This window comes from Mesorhizobium sp. M0293 (assembly GCF_040321735.1).
Taxonomy (GTDB): domain Bacteria; phylum Pseudomonadota; class Alphaproteobacteria; order Rhizobiales; family Rhizobiaceae; genus Mesorhizobium.
This window is the reverse complement of the sequence record NZ_JAMYSA010000078.1, coordinates 1-18,099: the sequence shown is the minus strand read 5'-3', so window position 1 is coordinate 18,099 and position 18,099 is coordinate 1. Positions and strand designations below refer to the sequence as shown.

Genomic DNA, 18,099 nt, shown 5'->3' with positions numbered 1-18,099 from the left:
CGGACATTTCGCACCACGAGTTCATTTTCACACTATCAGTCATGGTGTCCGATAACTGCCGTTCTGTCCAGAAATCAAGGGAGCCAGTCATGGCAACAAGAGAAACACCAAGGACCCACAATCATAGCCATCTGTGGCTCGTCGGGCTCATCGGTGTGGCGGCAGGCCTCGTCTTGCTGATCTACGTCCCGTCGCTCCCGGCCGTCTCGGGGGTATTCTTGCTTTTCGGCGGCTTTCATCTGATCGGTGCCCTGGTGTTGATGGCTTCGCTCTATGTCTTGGCCGGGAACAGGCTCGCCCGGCGCCTGCCCGGCCGGATACGCCGGCAGGACACAGCGAATTTCGATTTCGGCTGGGCGCCGGCCTGGGCGCTCGGGCCGTGGATCGCGGCGCTAATCCTTGCCGCAATCGCAGTCGCCGTTCAGGTCGCGACACCGGCCTATTGGCCGCTCGCCATGGTGCTGACGCTGCTTGCGGCGAACTTCTTCGCCGGCGGTCTCATTGCCCGAACCGTCGGACGCTACGAACATGCCGCCTTGCCATTGGTCGACCTTCTGTCGGGCGACGCAGGTGTGGTCCTGGATGCAGGATGCGGCGCCGGCCGAACCACGATCGCACTTGGCCGTGCACTCCGAAACGGAAGGGTCGTTGCGCTCGACCGCTTCGATTCGGACTATATCGAAGGCGGCGGCCGGCGGTTGCTCGAACAGAATCTGCGGCTTGCCGGTCTGACCGGGCGCGTTGACATCGAACTTGGCGACCTGACTGCACTGCCCTTCCCGGAAGGCCGTTTCGACGCCGCCGTCAGCGCCCATGCGATCGATCATCTCGGCCCGCAAAAGCAACAGGGGCTGCGCGAGATCTTGCGGGTCCTGAAACCGGGCGGACGTTTCCTTCTCGTCGTCTGGGTGCCCGGATGGACGATGTTCGCGATCGTCAGCGTGCTAGCGCTGCTTTTCTCGGGCAAAGGCGCCTGGCGGCGGATGGCGGCGAGCGCGGGCTTCGAGCTGTGTGACGAAGGCATGCTCAACGGCAACTGGTTTGTCGTGCTCAAAAAGCCAATTGGTGCGAGCCGCCTTCAGCAAGATGAGGCAGAATTCCATCGGTTGCCAAGCGCCTGAACATCGCATCGACCTGCGCAGGCGGCGGCTGCGCGCCCCGGTCGAGCCACAGCCGCATGCTCGCTTTCCGTTCAGGCACAGTGCGATACCCGAATTGGCTCTTGAACGGTCAACTCGGACACGCGTAACATCACGCCATCTGAATTGAGTCTGCTTTATTAGTCTGGGCTAACGTCCGGATTGGTTTGGATATTTTCCTTGAACACGCAAGCAATCGGCGGCGCGCCGGAGCGCGGCAAATCGTTTGCCCATGTGGCGGAAGCCTCCTGGGGCAAGGGCCTCAGCACCTTGCTCCGCATCGTGCGCATGACGTTGCGCCATCCCTGGCAGGTCGCCATCACCATCGTCTCGACCTTCATCGCCGCGACGCTGCAGCTTTTCATTCCGCGCCTGCTGGGACGCGCCATCGACCAGGCGCAGGGCGTGATGGCCGCGGGTGCCGGAGCTGCGGCGGAACAGGCGCTGTGGAACACGGCGCTGACGCTGCTCGTCGTCAGCATCCTGCGCGGCCTCTTCACCATGGCGCAGAACTACTATGGCGAGGCCGTCGGCCACCGCACCGGCTATGAACTGCGCCTGGCTTTCTACGAGAAAATCCAGCGCCTGAGCTTCGCCTACCACGACAGGGTCCACACCGGCGATCTGATCACTCTTGGCCTGCTCGATCTCGACGGCGTGCGCATGTTCTTTTCCACCGGCATCCTACGCGTGGTGCTGCTCGGCGTGCTGATCGGCGCCGGCGCCTATCTGCTGATCAGCACCGATCTCGTGCTCGGGCTGCTCAGCCTGAGTTTTGTGCCGTTCGTCGCCTGGCGGTCCTCGGTCACCCAACTGGCATTGCGCAGCACTTGGCTGACTTTGCAGGAGCGATTGTCGGTGCTGAGCCGGGTGATGGATGAGAACCTCGGCGGCATCCGTGTCGTACGTGCCTTCGCGGCGCAACGGCACGAACTCCAAAAATTCGACCGCGCCAAGCTGTCGGCATTGGAGCTTGCCAATCAGCGCGTCGACATCCGCGTTTCCAACACCAGCTATGAACTTCTCATTCCTCGCCGCCATGGGCTTGGTGCTCTGGTTCGGCGGCCAGAAGGTGATTGCGGGCCAGATCAGCGTCGGCACGCTGGCCCAGTTCCTCACCTTCATGACCATCCTGCAGATGCCGGTTCGCCAGCTCGGCCTGATGGTCAACTCCTTCGCGCGCGCCTCGACCTGCGGCACCCGCCTGTTCGAGCTGCTCGACGCCGAACTCGACATCGAGGACGCGCCTGATGCCAAGTATCTCGTCGTAACCGACGGCGTGCTGCGCTTCGACAATGTCGGCTTCCGCTATGAGGGCGTTGGCGGCCGGCCGACGCTGTCGGGCATCTCCTTCGAAGCAAGGTCCGGCGAGACCATTGGCATTGTTGGCCCGCCTGGCAGCGGCAAGTCGACCATCGCCCACCTGATCCCGCGCTTCTACGACGTCACTTCTGGCTCGATCACCATCGACGGTCAGGACATCCGCGAGGTGACGCTGCAATCGCTGCGCAAGGCCGTCGGCGTCGTGCAGCAGGATGCGTTCCTGTTCACCACCTCGATCGAGAACAACATCGCCTACGGCAATCCCTGGGCGCGCGAGACCCGCATCGGGCAGGCGGCCGAGTACGCCCAGTTGCACAACTACATCATCGGCCTTCCGGCGGGCTACACCACGGTGGTCGGCGAACGCGGTGCGTCGCTTTCCGGCGGTCAGCGGCAGCGCCTGACCATCGCCCGCAGCCTGATGCTGCGGCCATCGGTGCTGGTCTTCGACGATTCGACCGCGGCAATAGACGCCGGCACCGAGCAGCGCATCCGGGCGGCGATGAAGCGCTTCGCCAGGGATCGCGTCACGCTCATCATCTCGCACCGGCTGAGCTCACTGATGCATGCCGACCAGATCCTCTTCGTCGAGGGCGGCCGGATCGTCGAGCGCGGCACGCATGAGGAACTGCTGGCGCTCGGCGGACGCTACCGCGCCCTCTACGACCTGCAGCTGCGGCCGGAGGACGACCGGTCTGTGGCGGGAGCCGCGTGATGTCGACACAGAACGACGACGACAAGGAAGACACCAGCGGGCGGCCGACAAAGGCGGTCGTGGGCTCGCACCGCGACGAGGAAGAGGTTTTCGGCAAAGCCTACGATCCGCGCATCATCAGGCGTATCTGGAGCTTTGTGAGGCCGTACCAGAGCCAGATTTTCATCTCGGTCGCTGCAGTGCTGGTGTTCACGCTGACGCAACTGGCGATCCCGCTGGTCATCCGCTACGCCATCGACCACGACATGACGGCGGGCTGGCTCGACCAGTCGGTGATGATCGCCGCGATCGGGGCTTTCTCAGCGATCATCCTCATCAACTATGCCGCCAGCTATGTGCAGGAAAGCGTCGTCGGCAAGGTCGCCGAGAACGTGCTGTCCGATCTGCGCCGCGCCATGTTCAGCCACCTGCAGCGGGTCTCGCTGAGCTTCATGGACAAGACCGAGGTCGGCCGGCTGATGTCGCGCCTGCAGGGCGACGTCAATTCGATGCAGGAATTCCTCGAGACGTCTGTCATGTCGGTCGGCGACATCGTGCTGTTGTTCGGCATTGTCAGCGTGCTTTTGTGGCTCGATTTCCGGCTCGGCCTGCTGACGCTGTCGACCATGCCGGTGCTGTTCATCGTGCGCCTGTTCTGGCTGCCGCGCGCCAAGGTCGCCTTCATGGCCGCGCACGAAACCAACTCGATCGCCAACGGCGCGCTGGCCGAAGGCATCCATGGCGTACGCACCGTGCAGAGCCTCGAGCGCCAGCACGTCAATTTCGACCTTTATGACGAGAAGGTGCTGGCCAATCTCAATGCCCATCTGCGCTCGGCGAAATATGCGCAGGTGATGGTGCCGATCGTCGACACGCTGACCGGCATCGCCATGGCGACGGTCGTCGTCGTCGGTGGTTCGATGGTGCTCTCGCACAGCCTCGATATCGGCGTCATGGTGGCGTTCCTGTTCTACATCCAGCGCTTCTTCGACCCGATCCGCTCGCTCACCATGCAGTACAGCGTCATGCAGCGCGCCATGGCTTCGGGCCAGCGCATCTCCGAAGTCCTCGACGTGCCGGTCGACGTCAGCGACAAGGATGGCGCCTTCACCTTGTCGCGCGACATGGACGGTTCGGTCGAGTTCAGGAACGTCACCTTCGGCTACCGGCAGAACCAGCCGGTGCTGAAGAACATCTCCTTCCGCGTCAATCCGGGCGAGACCGTCGCATTGGTCGGCCCGACCGGATCGGGCAAATCGAGCTCGATGGCGCTGGTGCATCGCTTCTACGATGTCTGGTCGGGTGAGGTCCTGGTCGGCGGCCACGATGTGCGTGACCTGACGCAGGATTCGCTCGGCGATCAGGTGGCGATGGTGCTGCAGGAGCCGTTCCTGTTCTCCGGCTCGGTGCTGGAAAACATCCGCTATCACAAGACATCAGCCAGCCGTGAGGAGGTGGTGCGTGCCGCGAAGGCCGTCGGCGCGCATGATTTCATCGAGAACCTGCCCGACGGCTACGACACCGAGCTCGAGCAGCGCGGCGGCAATCTCTCGCTAGGCCAGCGCCAGCTGATCAGTTTTGCGCGCGCGCTGGTGGCGGATGCGAAGATCCTGGTGCTCGACGAAGCCACGGCCAGCATCGATTCTTACACCGAGATGCTGATCCAGAAGGCGCTGGTCAAACTGCTGGAAGGCCGCACAGGGCTGGTCATCGCCCATCGTCTGGCCACCATCCGCGGCGCCGACCGCATCATCGTGCTGCAAAACGGCGAGATCGTCGAAAGCGGCAACCACGAACAGCTGATGGCCAGAAAAGGCCTCTACGCCCGCCTCTACAACATGAACTACGCTTCGTTCGATGACATTTCTGGGGAAGAAATGGCAATGGACGCGGCGCTTGGCAAAGCGACCTGAGTGCGGCCAGCAAGCGGCGATTGCGCAATACGGGCCGTTGTCCAAAGATCGCTTGTCCCGATTTTGTGAAGGAACGTGTGGGTGCAGTATCCGTTTTCGTTCCGTGCATGTCTCGCATGAACAGGAGGCATCCTCATGAAACGGCAGATGATGCTCACCGGTGCCATTGTCTTGGCGGCCGCGAGCGCGATCTCTATTAGCACTGTCGCCGATGCCGCGGTCGTCAGGCACCATTCTGTCCGCCATGTCGCGGCGCATCGTGGCGGCGAGCATCGGCACGTGGTTCACCGGGAATATCTACGGTCTGACGTGTGGGTTGGCGGCGGTTGGACGGGCGACAACTCGGCGGGCGACAATAGCCGGATGGACAGCTACTACAATGGTTACGGCAGCTACCATGGGTATGTCGGCGACTTTTGCGGAACCGTCGCGTGGACGCTCGGTCTATGCGGTCCCCACGGCCCCTGATTCCTGACTGATATGTGGGGCCAACGAATTGTTTGACCGCCCGGATGCTACGCCATTTCGGGGCGTTTTGACCCCTCGCGAATGGCTTTGTGCACGCCGCGCTGCAGATCCATGAATACAGGGCTTTCCATCACCTCTTCGCGGCGCGGACGCTCGATGTCGACATTGAAGGTCTGCGTGATGCGCCCCGGGCCGATCCCCATGACGACGATCCGGTCCGACAGATAGACGGCCTCCTCCACGTCATGGGTGACAAACAGGACGGTCAACCTGTGTTCCTCCCAGATCTGGGTCAGCAGCTCCTGCATCTGGTGCCGGGTCAAGGCATCGAGCGCGCCGAAGGGCTCGTCCATCAACAGCATCTTGGGCCGATAGGAAAGCGCACGCGCGATGGCAACGCGCTGTTTCATGCCGCCCGAGAGTTCGGCCGGATAGCGGTCGGCACTATCCGACAGCTTGACGAGTTCGAGATGCTCCAGCGCGATCCTGCGGCAGGTCGCGCGGTCGTAACCGGCGGCCTTGAGGGCAAACTCGATGTTCTGCCGCGCTGTCAGCCAGGGAAGCAGCGTGTAGGACTGGAAGACGACGCCACGGTCGAGACCCGGCTGCAGAATCGGGGCGCCATCGATGCTGAGATCGCCGGCGTCGAAATCCTGCAACCCGGCGACGATCGACAGCAGCGTGCTCTTGCCGCAGCCCGATGTGCCGACCAGCGAGACGAACTCGTTGTCGGCAAGATCGAGGTTGATATCGCGCAGCACTTCCTTGCGGCGCTCGCCGGTGCCGAAGCTCTTGTGGAGACCGGCGATCCGCAATTTGGGGGGGCTCATCGGCTGAACCTCATTGCGAGCGGCTCTCTTGCTTGAACAGCACCTTTTCCAACGCCTTCATCACCTGATCGGTGATTAGGCCAAGCACGCCAAGCAGCAGGATGTAGCCGATGATGGTGTTGGTCTGGAAATAGCGCTGCGACACGGTGATGCGATAGCCGAGACCCGATGTCGCCGCGACGAGTTCGGCCAGCACCAGCCAGGTCCATGCCCAGCCCAGGCTGATGCGCAGCGTATCCCAGATGCCCGGCAAGGCACTGGGAACGACGATGCGCGTCAGGATCTTGCGATCCGGCAGGCCGAGCGTGCGCCCAAGGCCGATAAAATCAGCGGGAACCCGTTTCACATTGTCCATGATCATCAGAACCTGCTGGAAGAAGGTGCCGATGAAGATGATCAGGAACTTCTGCGAATCGCCGGTGCCCGCCCACAGGATGGAGAGCGACACGAAGGCGACGACCGGCATGTAGCGGATGAAATCCACCAGCGGCTCGATGGCCGCTTCCCAGGAACGGAAACTACCGATCAGCACACCGATCGGTATCGACAGTGCCGCGGCGATGAGGAAGCCGATGGAAATGCGGTACATTGAGGCTTTGAGGTCCAGCCACAACGTGCCGTCAGCCGCGAGCTTGGCGATCTGCGTCGCGACGCTGCCCGGCGACGGCAGGAAGATGGGCTTCACCAATCCCAGTCCGGTCGCCGCCCACCAGGCAAGGCCAAGCCCGACAAAGACAGCCACCGCGATGGTCAGGAAGCGCGACCTGGCGATGGGCACGCCGATCCCGGAGGATCGGCGGCGGCGCGCCGGTTTCGCGATGGGGCTTGGCGCGGACTGCGCCGGGCCTGTTTCCGCGGGACGCTCCCCGGACATTTGCGTCACCACCGGGATCCGGCCTTGGTCATTCCGCCGCCTTGACGAAGGACGGGTCGATCATCTGCTCCGGCGTCACGTCGGCCTGCAGCAGTTTGGCGTTCTTGGCGGCCGCTTCGACATCCGCGAAGGTCATGGTGGTGAAGTCGCCGGTGAGCGCCGTCTTGTTTTCGGCGAGCGAGTAATAGCGCACGCCGTCAAAGGCGGTGTTGAGGTCCTTGACGTCCGAACCGACCGCCTTGGCGATGATGGCGCGGCCGCCTGATGTGTCGGCATTGTAATCCTTGAGCGCCGCGTCCCAGCTCTTGATCATGGCCAGCACCTGGCCGGGCCGCGACTTGATCACCTCGTCGCGCACCACCAGCACGTCGCTGATCAGGCCGGGATCCTCGCCGGCGGTGAACAGCAGCTTGAGATCCTTGTTCTGCGTCATGGCGACGGTGAGGTACGGTTCGTAGGTCACCGCGACCGGCACCTGACCGGCGATCAAGGCGCTGCCGGCGTCGGATGCCGGCATCGGAACCGGCTTCACGTCGTCAATCGACATGCCGTTCCTGGCGAGTGCGTATTTGAGCAGGATGTCGCTCGTCGTGCCTTCCTCGAAGGCGACCTGCTTGCCCTTGAGGTCCGCGATGGAGGTGACGTCCTTGCCGGCGATGATGGCGTCGGCGGTCATGCTGACGTCGAGCAGCAGCACGATCTTCACCGGCAGGCCGGCCGCGACCATGCCCATCGCCGTGTGGGTGGCGATGTTGGCGGCGTCGAGCTGGCCGCTTGCAAGTGCTGCATTGATGTCCTTGTCCTCGGCGAAATTGACGATCTGGACGTCCGTCAGCCCGTTTGCCTTGAACAGCGCCTTGGCCTCGGCGACATGCCACTGGCCATAGCCAAGCCAGGGCTCGATGCCGATCTTGAACGACCCCGCCTCGGGCGTGGTGGGAATGGCCGCATCGGCCGCGTAGGCTGCCGGGGCGGCGGCGAGCCCGATGGCGGCGGCCATCACGAGCGCGCGAAATTGTCCTGTTAGGTTACGCATCATCTTTGTTCCCCTTGATGATCAGACCGCTTTTTCTAACCCAGGTAGCCGGTCTGGTGAGACTGCGGGTTTCTGCTCTTGCGGCACTGTGCCTCGGCGTCTTACCTGCCACTTCATGGTGAAAGTGCGAGGATATTTCAGCGTCAGCGGGAGCGGATGTCAAGGCTAAAATACATACATGCATATACAAGCTGGGAAGACTCAATTTTCAAGCTTTTTCCGGATCGATGCGGTCGAGGAAATCGGTCACCCGATCGACTCCGGCAACGGGTTCGCTGCCGACCATGACCGCGACTGAAAAGGCAATGAGGGAGGAGACCGGCGTGTGGCTGCGCGCGCCGGCGCGCAGGTTCATGACCAGCGTCGGCGACAGGAACAGCCCTGAGCGCAGCACCGCCCGCCAATCGGCCGGAAGCATGCCGCGTCGTTTCAGTTCCAGCAGCAATGGCCGCCACAGGTCTGTCGCCTTGACCTCCAGCAGATCCTGGCGGATCGGGCTCAGGTCCCAGTCCGTGTCGACATGGAGCAGGTTTCCGTCCAGCCGAGCCTGAGCGCGAAAAGCCTCTGTCGCGGTCGCCGGATCGTAGAGCCAGAACGGGTGGGCGAAGATATTGTGGAACGTCGCCTTCACCTCCGCCAGCAGCGTCGGGATATGCGAGCCGGCAAAGGCGGGATCGAAGAACGACAGCTCCGCCCTTCCCGCCTTCGCCGTGTACCAGACATTGGCGTTGTGGGCGTCGCCATGCGCGACCACGCCGCCGGCGTCGGCAAGCCGCTCCGGCCGCAAGCGCACCGCCGCAGCGTCGAAAAGCTCACTGATGCTGCTGGTGTAGCGCTGGCCGTTGATCACGAATTTCAGCCGGGAAAACCGATCCCAATCCAGTTCCACACCGGGGAAGACAAACGGTTTGCCGACATAGAAATCGGCCAGCCGGCCGCCTGGCGACGAGCGTGTCTCGGCATCAATCAGCCGCTCATGAAAAAGCCTGTGGATCGGCTCGGCCGCTACCTCCTCGACAGTCACCGGATGCAGCGTCTCCAGATAGACCTTGAGCAGCCTGGCCGACAGGTCGCGCTCGGCAAGAACCGCTTTTTGCCGCTTCTCGCCATCATCTTCGGCATCCAGCGCGAACAGCACGTCCGAAAATCTCGGATCCGTGCGGCGGCGATAGACAAGGATCTGCTCGCCCGGCTGGGCGGACATGTGCACCGGCTGATCGACCGGCAGGCCGGCACGCGACAGAATCTCGGCCCTGTAGTACTCGCCCATCATCGCCTCTTCCCGCTCCTCCTGATGGAACTTGAAGAAGTAGGCCTTGCCGTCGTCTTCGAAGAAGCCGTTCAGGGAATTGAGGCTGTACTTATCGAAGTTGATGCGGACGTTGCGGGGGTGCATTTCGAACAGATCGCCCAGCAGCGCCGCCAGCGCGCTCTGTGCCTCGGCAACATCACATTGCGCGAGTGCCCGGATCCGCGCCGTGCGGCTCGGTATCGGCGTCATCTGTCGCTCCTTCCAGCCAGTTCGTTAGCCGAGGGCGAAACCATTCTCATCAGTGCATGTATATACATTGACAACGAAATCGCTCCTGCTTGCATTCGCCATGATTCCGTCAGCTGTTTTTGGAAGGCGAATAGCGGCTGCCGAGCGAGTAGCGGCTGCCGGCATAGGTCAGCTTGCTGATCGTCGCCACCACCGCACCCGTCCACGTCCGGCGGTGCAGGAAAAGGCAGCAGGCGCCCACATCGATGCCCAGATGCCGCGCTGTCTCGGCATCCGCCGGGATCGCCGAGATGATGTGCTCGACCTCGGTCACCGGGGTTTTCTGCATGAGGTAGTCATAGGTCGCCGTCTTCGAAAAATCCTGCTTGTCATAATCGGGGATGAGGCTCGGATTGACGAAGCGCTCTTCCAACTGCACTGGCAAATCGTTCTCGAAATTGACGACGACGGAATGATAGATCGAGACACGCTTTGGAAATTCGAACGACAGCGCCAGTTCCTTTGTCGGCATGATCGTTTCGAGCACGAGGACTTCGGAACGATGCCTGTTGCCGCGCTCGACGATTTCCGCCGCGATGTTGTTGATCTCGATCAGCGTCGATTGCGGCCGCGGCGGTGCAATGAAGGTTCCCACACCTTGCAGCCGGGTCAGAAATCCCGCCGCGGTCAGTTCCCGCAAGGCCCGGTGCACCGTCATCCGCGACACGCCGAGCGAAGCCACCAACTCATTTTCGGATGGCAGCTTGCGATCCTTGTTCCACTGGCCCGTTCCGATGTTCGCCAGGATGTAGTCCTTCACCTTCTCGTAGAGAGGGCTGGCGGTATCGGGCAAAGTGATCATTTCAAAAGTCCTTTCCGGCAATTTATCGGAAATCACGACTGCTCGACAGGTTGCCGCATGCGGATGATTGTTTTCAAGCCGTCGCTTTGCCCCGCCAGCAGCCGCTGATAGGCGGCAGGAATCTCATCGAGGCCGATCTCCTGGTCGATCAGCGCCAGCAGCGGTTCGCTGAGTTCACCCAGCATCCGCACGGCCTCGGGCAGTTCGTCGGCAAAGGCATGGCATCCCAGCAATGCGATTTCGCGTTCGACCAATGTGTTGGGATCGATGTCGAGACGGTCATGAAAGATGCCGACCATGGCGACCGTGCCGCCGGGATCGAGAACACCGAGCAACTGATTGAGCGCCGCGATGCTGCCGGTCGCTTCGACGGCCGCGAGCAACGGGGCATTGGCGGTTGCGGCGGCAATGGCGTCCCGGTTCAGATCGACGATCGTTGCCCCCGTCACCCGCGCCACGCGGGCGCTGCGAGCCTGGTTGCGGTCGACGCCGAGCACGGTGCCGGCGAAGGTTCGCGACAGCAGAAGCGCAGCGAGACCGCCGATCGGTCCACAGCCGACGACAAGCACGGCGCCTGCCGTTTTCGGCAGCCGCCGCACCGCATGCAGCGCCACCGCCAGCGGCTCGGCCATCGCCGCGACCCGCTCGTCAAGCGCGGCATCGATGACATGCAAAAGCCGTGCGGGCAGCACCGCCTGCTCGGCAAATCCGCCGTCGCAGATCTCACCCACGAAGCCCAGCGACGCGCAGAGATGCCGCCTGCCGGCACGACATTGCGCGCAGTCTCCGCACCAAAAACGGGAATCGGCAATCACCCTGTCGCCAACGGCGACGGTGTCGACGCCCTCACCGAGGGCGGTCACCGTGCCGGTCAGTTCATGGCCGGCCGTCGAAGGCGACCGGCTTATCCATTGGCCCGTGCGGAAATTGTGCAGATCCGAGCCACAGATGCCGGCGGCATCGACCCTCAGCTTCACCCAGCCCGCATCCGGCGTGCCCGGCGTGGCGATGTCCTCGACGCGCAGGTCGCCGGGTCCGTAGAGTCGCGCGGCCTTCATCGCGATCGTTTCCGCTCAGCCGGCGAGATAGCGGTCGCGGATTTCCGAGACCGCATTCTCATGCGAGCTGAACCCTTCGTAGCGGGCGAGCCTGCGGGCATGGAGAGCGAGTTCCGGATAGGCTACCGAGGTGACGTAGCCGACCGACGAGCGCTTGACGAAATCCGTTACCGAAAGCGGCCCATAAGTTCGCGCCCAGCGGCTGGTCGGCAGCACGGCATTGGGTCCGAGGACGAAGTTGGCAAGGGTCACCGGCGTATGCGGGCCCATGAGGATTTCGGCTGCCTCGGTGATGCGCCCGAGATGCGCGAACGGCTCCGTCGACAGGATCTCGAGATGTTCGGGCGCATAGTCATTGATGAAGCGGTAGCTGTCCTCCAGCGACGCCGTCAGCACGATGCCGCCGCGCTTACCGGTCAGCACCGCGCGCGAAAACTCGACACGCTGTTCGGTCATCCGCGACCAATGCTCAGGAAGTGCAGCGAGTGCCGCTTCGGCGACCTTGCGGCTGTGCGTCACCAGATAGGCCGAGGAATCCGGCCCGTGCTCGGCTTCGATGAGAAGATCAAGCGCGGCAAGGCCTCCGTCGACGCTGTCATCGGCAAAGATGATCGCCTCGGACGGGCCGGCCGGTAGGCCGGTGTTGATGACCGACGACAACACGCTCTTGGCCGCCACCACCCACGGGCTGCCGGGGCCGACGATCTTGAGCGCGGGCTTCACTGTCTGCGTGCCGTAGGCGACGGCGGCGACCGCTTGCGCGCCGCCGCATTTGTAGACGGTCCCGACGCCGGCGAGGCGCGCGGCGACCAGCGTTGCCGCATCCACCGAACCATCCGATGTCGGCGGCGTCACGATCGCGATCTGCGGCACACCGGCAATCACCGCCGGAACCGACGTCATCATCGTCACCGACGGAAAGGCGCCCTTGCCGCGGGGAACATAAAGCGCGACGGAAGCGATCGGCGTGTATCTGTCGCCGGCATAGGCGCCCGGCCGAACTTCCTTGAGCCACATTGTTTCCGGCTTCTGCTCCTCGTGGAAATGCCGGATGTTGTCGATGCCGAACTGGATGCTCTCCACGACATCCTTTTCGACCTTGTCGAACGCCGCGTCGAACTCCCTCTCCGACACCTGCAGTTCGCCCTCAGTGACATTGGCCTTGTCGAGTTCCCTCGCAAACCGGATCAAGGCGGCGTCGCCCTCGTCCTTGACGGCCTGGATGATCGGCCGGACCTTCTCGACGAAGACCGTCAGATCGGCCTCGGCGCGCTTCAGCAGACTGGCGCGCTGGTCGGCATCGATGGATGACAAATCGTGGAAGCTGATGTCGGACATGGCTGCTCGTTCTCCTGGAACTCTTGGAACGCAATCACGGTTGGCGTTGGTCGGCCATAGTTCTGCAGGCCGACAGGTCGACCCGGAACAAGGATCGAAGCCATCGAGAGGCTTCGCCCGGGCAAAAGTATATACATGTATGTATGATGGTCGCCAGCAGTTTTTCCATCATCCTTGCCGAGACGAATCGCTGCATCAGATCGAGGCGAGAAAGCCGCCATCGACCGGGATGGACTGGCCGGTGATGTAGGCCGCGGCGTCCGAAGCGAGGAAGACGGCGATGCCATGCAGATCGCGGAGATCGCCGAAACGGCGCTGCGGGATCTTGGCCAGCATGGAGTGCTGCCATGCCTCGTTGCTGTAGAAAACGTCAGTCATCGCCGTCCTGAAATAGCCCGGCGCGATGGCGTTGACCCGGATGCCAAACTCCGCCCACTCTGCCGCCAGCGCCCGCGTCATGCCGAGCAGACCCGACTTCGACGAGCCATACGGCACCGCAGTGGGAATTCCGACCTCGGATGTCAGCGAGCACAGATTGATGATGGCGCCGGAACGCCCTGCGTCCCGCATCTGCCGCGCGGCGGCCTGGGCACAGAAGAACGCTCCCTTCAGATTCGTGTCGACGATCCTGTCCCACAGCGCCTCGTCGACATCGAGCGACGGCCGCACCTCTTCCGTCCCGGCATTGTTGACGAGAATGTCGAGACCGCCAAGCAGGCTGGCGGCCTCGGCGGTTGCTGCCCGGCAGCGGCCGACATCGGTGACGTCGAGTGCAATCGCGTGCGCCACCCCGCCGGCCGCGCGGATGGCTGCCGTCGTCTCCTCGAGCGAAGCCAGGCTGCGCGCCGTGACCGCGACGTCGGCGCCGGCCGCGCTGAGCGCTTCGGCGATGCTGCGCCCGATGCCGCGGCTTGCGCCGGTGACAAGCGCCTTCCTGCCGGAGAGATCGAAGAGAGAAGCGTTGCGCATGTGATCCTCCTGGTCGGTGGCCGGCTTCGAACGCTATTATACGGTCTTACATATACAAGCATATACAAAGCGCTTCAGCTGCGCTCCTGATGACATCATTCGCCGCATGAGCACCCTTGTCGTCAATGTCGATGGCACATTTTATTTGGCTTCGAGCCGGCCGCAGGCCTTAACTTTCGCGGCGTGGGTTTTTACATCCAAGGGGTCTGCAAACCATCGACGCTTGAGGAGGCTCCCTTGCAGCAGCCAGATGACATCGCCGCCCGCCGATTGGGCATTCTCATCGAGCAATATGTGGAAGCGCGCAAAAAGCGCTACGATTATGTGTCGACCGAACAGGCCTATCGGGCCATCCGGCACGTCCTCAAACCCGCCATTCCCGATCGCGAACTCGACGACATGGTCGCCTCGCTTGCCGTCAAGAATGGTTTGGCGGTCGTTTTCGACCGCCAAACCAAAGCGTCGGCCGATGATGTTCCTCCGGGGATAAGGTCTTAGATCAACGCACGCCGGCTGGCGCCGGGCTTCGCCACATCGATACGGGGTCAAACACATCGTTCGGCCCCGTATCGATGTATCGCCAAAGGAATCTGCGATCCACCTGCCCCTCGGCGATCATCCGTTCGCTCGAGCAGGAAGGCTTGGTCTCACAGGGCGAGGCGCAGCGCGGCCGCGTCAGGCCGCCGACCAATAAGCGCCGGCATCCGCGCCCGGTTTGTCGAATACAGGACGGTTGTCCTGTTCTGCCATGCAGCGCAGAAAATCGCCAAGGATGCCGCGACCTTGGAATGCAGCGGAGCAGAATTCTGCACCGCTGCAGCGCTCTGAAGTCGCGCCATGCATCCTCTGGTCTGCGCCGCGTTGCTACGCTCCTTGCTTCGCCCGTGGATGACGAAGCAATGGGCTCTACTCGTCTTCCGAACCGCCGGCAGTCGGCTTGCCTTCTATCGCCCGCCGCAAAGCATCGTTGATGCGGTCCTGCCAGCCCGGTCCATCCTCCTGGAAATGATCCAGAACGGCGCGGTCGATCCGGATCGAAACAAGCTCCCTGACGCCTGGAGTGGCCGAGGGCTCACGGACCGGAGCAGCCGGCTTCTTCACTGGCTTGAAAGCCGCTTCTGCGGCCGTCATCGGATTTGTCGGTCGGCGCGGGGGATTTGCCATTGGATGACCCTGACTGAAGACGATTCGTGCTCGACGCTGCACGCTTGCGCCACCATAGCCCAACCAGCGCCGTCGCGCAGGCCCCTTTGGTCAGGAACAATCACTCGGCTGCTTGAAGACTTTGTGCGTCGACGATGACCCTGATCTCGGCACGGCAGGAGCCGCAATTCGTCCCGGCATGCAGGGCCACGCCGATTGCCGCGACGCTACCGCAACCTTGGCGCACCGCTTCCGCGATCTGGTTGGCACCGACGCTGAAGCAGGAGCAGACGATGGCGCCGCGGTCGGCGTCGATTCCGCCAGGCCGCCCGGCGACGATCGACAGCCTGCCGCGGCGGTCGACATAATCGGCACTCAACTGTTCCGCCGCCCAGCCGCGCGACACGGCAACGGGTCCGGACGCGACGAACAAGGCGCCTGACAGTTGGTCGCCGTCGAAGGCGGCGATGCGATGCTGGCCGGCGTCGCGGTCATGATAGGCGAGGATTTCGGCGCCCGGTGACGTGCCGAACAAGGACCCTGCGAAGCCGGCCCAGTCGATATCGTCATCGCCAAAGGCAAGCTCGACCCGCCAGCCGCCCTTGCATTTGGCCACCGCCCAGTAAGCTGCTGCTACATGCGCCGGCCTCTCGCGCATCACGGCGAAGCCGAAGGTTTTCGCGGCGAATTTCTCGATGCGGGCAGCGACATGTTTCAGCGCCGGCTGGCCGGAAACCGGATCGGTCAGCGGCGCGGTCAGCGTGTCGAGCCGGCCCTTCGCCGCAAACTGATCGGTCCAGTGCATCGGTGCAAACAGGCTGCCCTGGCGCTGGCGCACCGTCACCAGCGCGCGCACCAGCACGTCGCCACGCGGGGTGGAAACGCGCACGATGTCGGCGTCGCCGATGCCGAAGCGCTGCGCATCCGCCGGGTGGATTTCGACAAAGGGCTCGGCGATGTGCTGCGACAGCCGCGGGCTTTTCCCCGTCCGTGTCATGGTGTGCCAATGGTCGCGAATACGGCCGGTGTTGAGGATCAGCGGATAGTCGGGGCTGGTACGGATTTCCGTGGTGGGGCGGATGGCGATGAAGCGGGCCTTGCGGTCGGGTGTGTAGAAATTGCCGTTGGCGAAGAAGCGGGTGTTGGAAGGGCCAGGTGCGGCGTGAGCGCTCTCCTCTGGCTGACGTCCAGCTTGAACACCCCCCTCTGGCCTGCCGGCCATCTCCCCCGCAAGGGGGGAGATTAGCGGTTCAGGCGTTGCCGCCATTCCTGCAACGTTGGCGATTGGCGAAGGCAGGGATGCCGTCTGATCTCCCTCCTTGCGGGGGAGATGGCCGGCAGGCCAGAGGGGGGTGCCTTGGCTCGGCGCCGGCCACTGGAAAGGCTCCAACGCGTCGTAGTCTTCTCCATCAACCCCGGCATAAACCCCAATATCGAAATCCCGCGCACCATCATTTTCAAAACCCGACAGCGCGGAATGCTCGGCAAACACCTCAGCCGGCGTGGCATGGGAAAACGCCTCGCCAAAGCCCATCCGCTTGCCCACCTCGGCAACAATCCGCCAGTCCGGCAGCACTTCTCCGGGCAGGTCCAAAAAGGCGCGCTGGCGTGAGATGCGGCGCTCGGAATTGGTGACGGTGCCGTCTTTTTCGCCCCAGGCGGCGGCGGGCAGCCGGACATGGGCGTGGCGCACCGTATCGGTCTGGGCCAGCACGTCCGACACCACGACAAAGGGACAAGCTTTGATCGCCGCCTCTACGGCATCGGCATCCGGCATCGAATCGACCGGGTTGGTGGCCATGATCCACAGCGCCTTGATGCGCCCGTCCGCCACCGCCTGGAACATCTCGACCGCCTTCAGGCCGGGCTTTCGGGCAATGGTCGGTGCATTCCAGAATCGTTGCACGCGATCGCGATGTTCCGGGTTTTCGACTTCCATGTGCGCGGCCAGCATGTTGGCCATGCCGCCGACCTCGCGACCGCCCATGGCGTTGGGCTGGCCGGTCACCGAGAATGGCCCGGTGCCGGGTTTGCCGATGCGGCCGGTGGCGAGATGGCAGTTGATGATGGCGTTGACCTTGTCGGTGCCCGAGGACGACTGGTTCACCCCCTGGCTATAGACGGTCACCGTTTTCGCGGTCGCCGCGAACAGGCTGTAGAAGCGGCCAAGCTCGTCCTCGCTCAGTCCCGTGGCGGCGGCAACGCCGGCCAGGTCGAGCGCCGACGCCGCGAAAAGCGCTTGCCCGAAGCCGGTCGTATGCGTCGTGATATAGGCGCGGTCGAGCGCATTGTGCTGGCCGAGATAGGCGAGCAGCCCGGTGAACAGGGCGACGTCGCCATCCGGTGCGATCGCCAGGTGCATGTCGGCGATGTCTGCGGTCATCGTGCGACGCGGATCGACCAGCACGATCTTCATCTCCGGCCGCTTTTCCCGGGCCGCCGCGATGCGCTGGTAGAGCACGGGATGGCACCAGGCGAGGTTGGAGCCGACCAGCACGATGAGGTCGGCAAGCTCCAGATCCTCATAGGTTCCCGGCACCGTATCGGCGCCGAAGGCACGGCGATGGCCGGCGACCGAGGAGGCCATGCACAGGCGCGAATTGGTGTCGATATTGGCCGAGCCGATAAAACCTTTCATCAGCTTGTTGGCGACGTAATAGTCCTCAGTTAGAAGCTGGCCGGAGACATAGAAGGCAACCGAATCCGGGCCGTGCTCGGCGATGGTTTGCGAGAAGGTCGAGGCGACCAGGTCGAGCGCCTCGTCCCAGCCGGCGCGGCGGCCGTGGATCTCCGGATGAAGCAGCCTGCCGTCAAGGTCGACGGTCTCGGCCAGCGCCGAACCCTTGGAGCACAGCCGGCCGAAATTGGCCGGATGGTTGGGGTGGGGGGGGGGGGGGGGGGGCGGGGGCCCCGCGCCCCGCGCCGCCGCCCCCCCCCCCCCCCCCCCCCCCCCCGCCGGGGGGGGGGGGCGG

The 18,099-nt window shown here is 63.5% G+C and carries 15 protein-coding genes and 1 pseudogene; 5 read left to right on the top strand and 11 right to left on the bottom strand.

The features are described from left to right. The first annotated feature begins 89 nt into the window (after positions 1-89). The 4 genes and pseudogenes from NKJ06_RS24745 (at position 90) to NKJ06_RS24730 (ending at position 5,537) form a co-directional block, all read left to right on the top strand. Positions 90-1,121 carry a class I SAM-dependent methyltransferase gene (locus NKJ06_RS24745; protein WP_352628974.1) on the top strand — a complete coding sequence of 344 codons (1,032 nt, stop codon included), beginning with the start codon at positions 90-92 and terminating at the stop codon, positions 1,119-1,121. A gap of 198 nt (positions 1,122-1,319) precedes the next feature. Next, positions 1,320-3,177, top strand: a pseudogene (locus tag NKJ06_RS24740) (ABC transporter ATP-binding protein). After that, complete coding sequence (locus tag NKJ06_RS24735) at positions 3,177-5,069, top strand: ABC transporter ATP-binding protein (protein ID WP_352810936.1); 1,893 nt, start codon at positions 3,177-3,179, stop codon at positions 5,067-5,069. Before NKJ06_RS24740 ends, NKJ06_RS24735 begins: the two are co-directional and overlap by 1 nt. 135 nt (positions 5,070-5,204) lie before the next feature. Further along, positions 5,205-5,537 carry a hypothetical protein gene (locus NKJ06_RS24730; protein WP_352810934.1) on the top strand — a complete coding sequence of 111 codons (333 nt, stop codon included), beginning with the start codon at positions 5,205-5,207 and terminating at the stop codon, positions 5,535-5,537. A 47-nt stretch (positions 5,538-5,584) separates the two neighbouring features. On the opposite strand, the gene NKJ06_RS24725 is transcribed toward NKJ06_RS24730, so the two are convergent. The 8 genes from NKJ06_RS24725 to NKJ06_RS24690 all read right to left on the bottom strand — a co-directional run bounded on the left by NKJ06_RS24725 (position 5,585) and on the right by NKJ06_RS24690 (position 13,984). Next, positions 5,585-6,367, bottom strand: coding sequence for an ABC transporter ATP-binding protein (locus NKJ06_RS24725; RefSeq protein WP_352628980.1), 783 nt, complete (start codon positions 6,365-6,367; stop codon positions 5,585-5,587). A 10-nt stretch (positions 6,368-6,377) separates the two neighbouring features. Next, positions 6,378-7,145: an ABC transporter permease gene (locus tag NKJ06_RS24720; RefSeq protein WP_352810933.1), complete on the bottom strand. Its 768-nt coding sequence runs from the start codon at positions 7,143-7,145 to the stop codon at positions 6,378-6,380. A 124-nt stretch (positions 7,146-7,269) separates the two neighbouring features. Next, complete coding sequence (locus NKJ06_RS24715; protein ID WP_352810940.1) at positions 7,270-8,277, bottom strand: ABC transporter substrate-binding protein; 1,008 nt, start codon at positions 8,275-8,277, stop codon at positions 7,270-7,272. A 208-nt stretch (positions 8,278-8,485) separates the two neighbouring features. Then, the gene (locus NKJ06_RS24710) at positions 8,486-9,778 is read right to left on the bottom strand and encodes a hypothetical protein (RefSeq protein ID WP_352810931.1); all 1,293 of its coding nucleotides are present in this window, start codon (positions 9,776-9,778) and stop codon (positions 8,486-8,488) included. 109 nt (positions 9,779-9,887) lie between these two features. Next, the gene (gene hutC / locus NKJ06_RS24705; protein ID WP_352810930.1) at positions 9,888-10,619 is read right to left on the bottom strand and encodes a histidine utilization transcriptional repressor HutC; all 732 of its coding nucleotides are present in this window, start codon (positions 10,617-10,619) and stop codon (positions 9,888-9,890) included. 32 nt (positions 10,620-10,651) lie between these two features. Continuing rightward, the gene (locus tag NKJ06_RS24700) at positions 10,652-11,677 is read right to left on the bottom strand and encodes a zinc-dependent alcohol dehydrogenase (protein WP_352810928.1); all 1,026 of its coding nucleotides are present in this window, start codon (positions 11,675-11,677) and stop codon (positions 10,652-10,654) included. A 15-nt stretch (positions 11,678-11,692) separates the two neighbouring features. Continuing rightward, positions 11,693-13,015 carry a histidinol dehydrogenase gene (gene hisD, locus NKJ06_RS24695; RefSeq protein WP_352810926.1) on the bottom strand — a complete coding sequence of 441 codons (1,323 nt, stop codon included), beginning with the start codon at positions 13,013-13,015 and terminating at the stop codon, positions 11,693-11,695. Between the two features lie 195 nt (positions 13,016-13,210). Then, positions 13,211-13,984 (bottom strand): SDR family NAD(P)-dependent oxidoreductase, encoded by a 774-nt coding sequence (locus tag NKJ06_RS24690; RefSeq protein WP_352810924.1) that lies wholly within the window; start codon positions 13,982-13,984, stop codon positions 13,211-13,213. Positions 13,985-14,221: 237 nt separating this feature from the next. On the opposite strand from NKJ06_RS24690, the gene NKJ06_RS24685 reads away from it, so the two are divergent. Then, positions 14,222-14,482: a hypothetical protein gene (locus NKJ06_RS24685; protein ID WP_352628993.1), complete on the top strand. Its 261-nt coding sequence runs from the start codon at positions 14,222-14,224 to the stop codon at positions 14,480-14,482. 149 nt (positions 14,483-14,631) lie between these two features. Here NKJ06_RS24685 and NKJ06_RS24680 read toward each other — a convergent pair whose 3' ends face one another. The 3 genes from NKJ06_RS24680 to NKJ06_RS24670 form a co-directional block, all read right to left on the bottom strand. Further along, positions 14,632-14,823: a hypothetical protein gene (locus NKJ06_RS24680; RefSeq protein WP_352810921.1), complete on the bottom strand. Its 192-nt coding sequence runs from the start codon at positions 14,821-14,823 to the stop codon at positions 14,632-14,634. 67 nt (positions 14,824-14,890) lie between these two features. Then, positions 14,891-15,148, bottom strand: a complete 258-nt coding sequence (locus NKJ06_RS24675) for a BrnA antitoxin family protein (RefSeq protein ID WP_352628997.1) — start codon at positions 15,146-15,148, stop codon at positions 14,891-14,893. 100 nt (positions 15,149-15,248) lie between these two features. Continuing rightward, on the bottom strand, positions 15,249-18,099 hold a 2,851-nt coding region (locus NKJ06_RS24670), incomplete at its 5' end, for a nitrate reductase (RefSeq protein WP_352810919.1).

Excerpts from the sequence above, each read along its gene's own strand:
- NKJ06_RS24690 (WP_352810924.1), bottom strand. The coding sequence starts at position 13,984 with ATGCGCAACGCTTCTCTCTTCGATCTCTCCGGCAGGAAGGCGCTTGTC.
- NKJ06_RS24675 (WP_352628997.1), bottom strand. The coding sequence starts at position 15,148 with ATGGCAAATCCCCCGCGCCGACCGACAAATCCGATGACGGCCGCAGAA.
- NKJ06_RS24745 (WP_352628974.1), top strand. The coding sequence starts at position 90 with ATGGCAACAAGAGAAACACCAAGGACCCACAATCATAGCCATCTGTGG.
- NKJ06_RS24715 (WP_352810940.1), bottom strand. The coding sequence starts at position 8,277 with ATGCGTAACCTAACAGGACAATTTCGCGCGCTCGTGATGGCCGCCGCC.
- NKJ06_RS24725 (WP_352628980.1), bottom strand. The coding sequence starts at position 6,367 with ATGAGCCCCCCCAAATTGCGGATCGCCGGTCTCCACAAGAGCTTCGGC.
- NKJ06_RS24680 (WP_352810921.1), bottom strand. The coding sequence starts at position 14,823 with ATGGCGCGACTTCAGAGCGCTGCAGCGGTGCAGAATTCTGCTCCGCTG.
- NKJ06_RS24735 (WP_352810936.1), top strand. The coding sequence starts at position 3,177 with ATGTCGACACAGAACGACGACGACAAGGAAGACACCAGCGGGCGGCCG.
- hisD (WP_352810926.1), bottom strand. The coding sequence starts at position 13,015 with ATGTCCGACATCAGCTTCCACGATTTGTCATCCATCGATGCCGACCAG.
- NKJ06_RS24730 (WP_352810934.1), top strand. The coding sequence starts at position 5,205 with ATGAAACGGCAGATGATGCTCACCGGTGCCATTGTCTTGGCGGCCGCG.
- NKJ06_RS24710 (WP_352810931.1), bottom strand. The coding sequence starts at position 9,778 with ATGACGCCGATACCGAGCCGCACGGCGCGGATCCGGGCACTCGCGCAA.
- hutC (WP_352810930.1), bottom strand. The coding sequence starts at position 10,619 with ATGATCACTTTGCCCGATACCGCCAGCCCTCTCTACGAGAAGGTGAAG.
- NKJ06_RS24700 (WP_352810928.1), bottom strand. The coding sequence starts at position 11,677 with ATGAAGGCCGCGCGACTCTACGGACCCGGCGACCTGCGCGTCGAGGAC.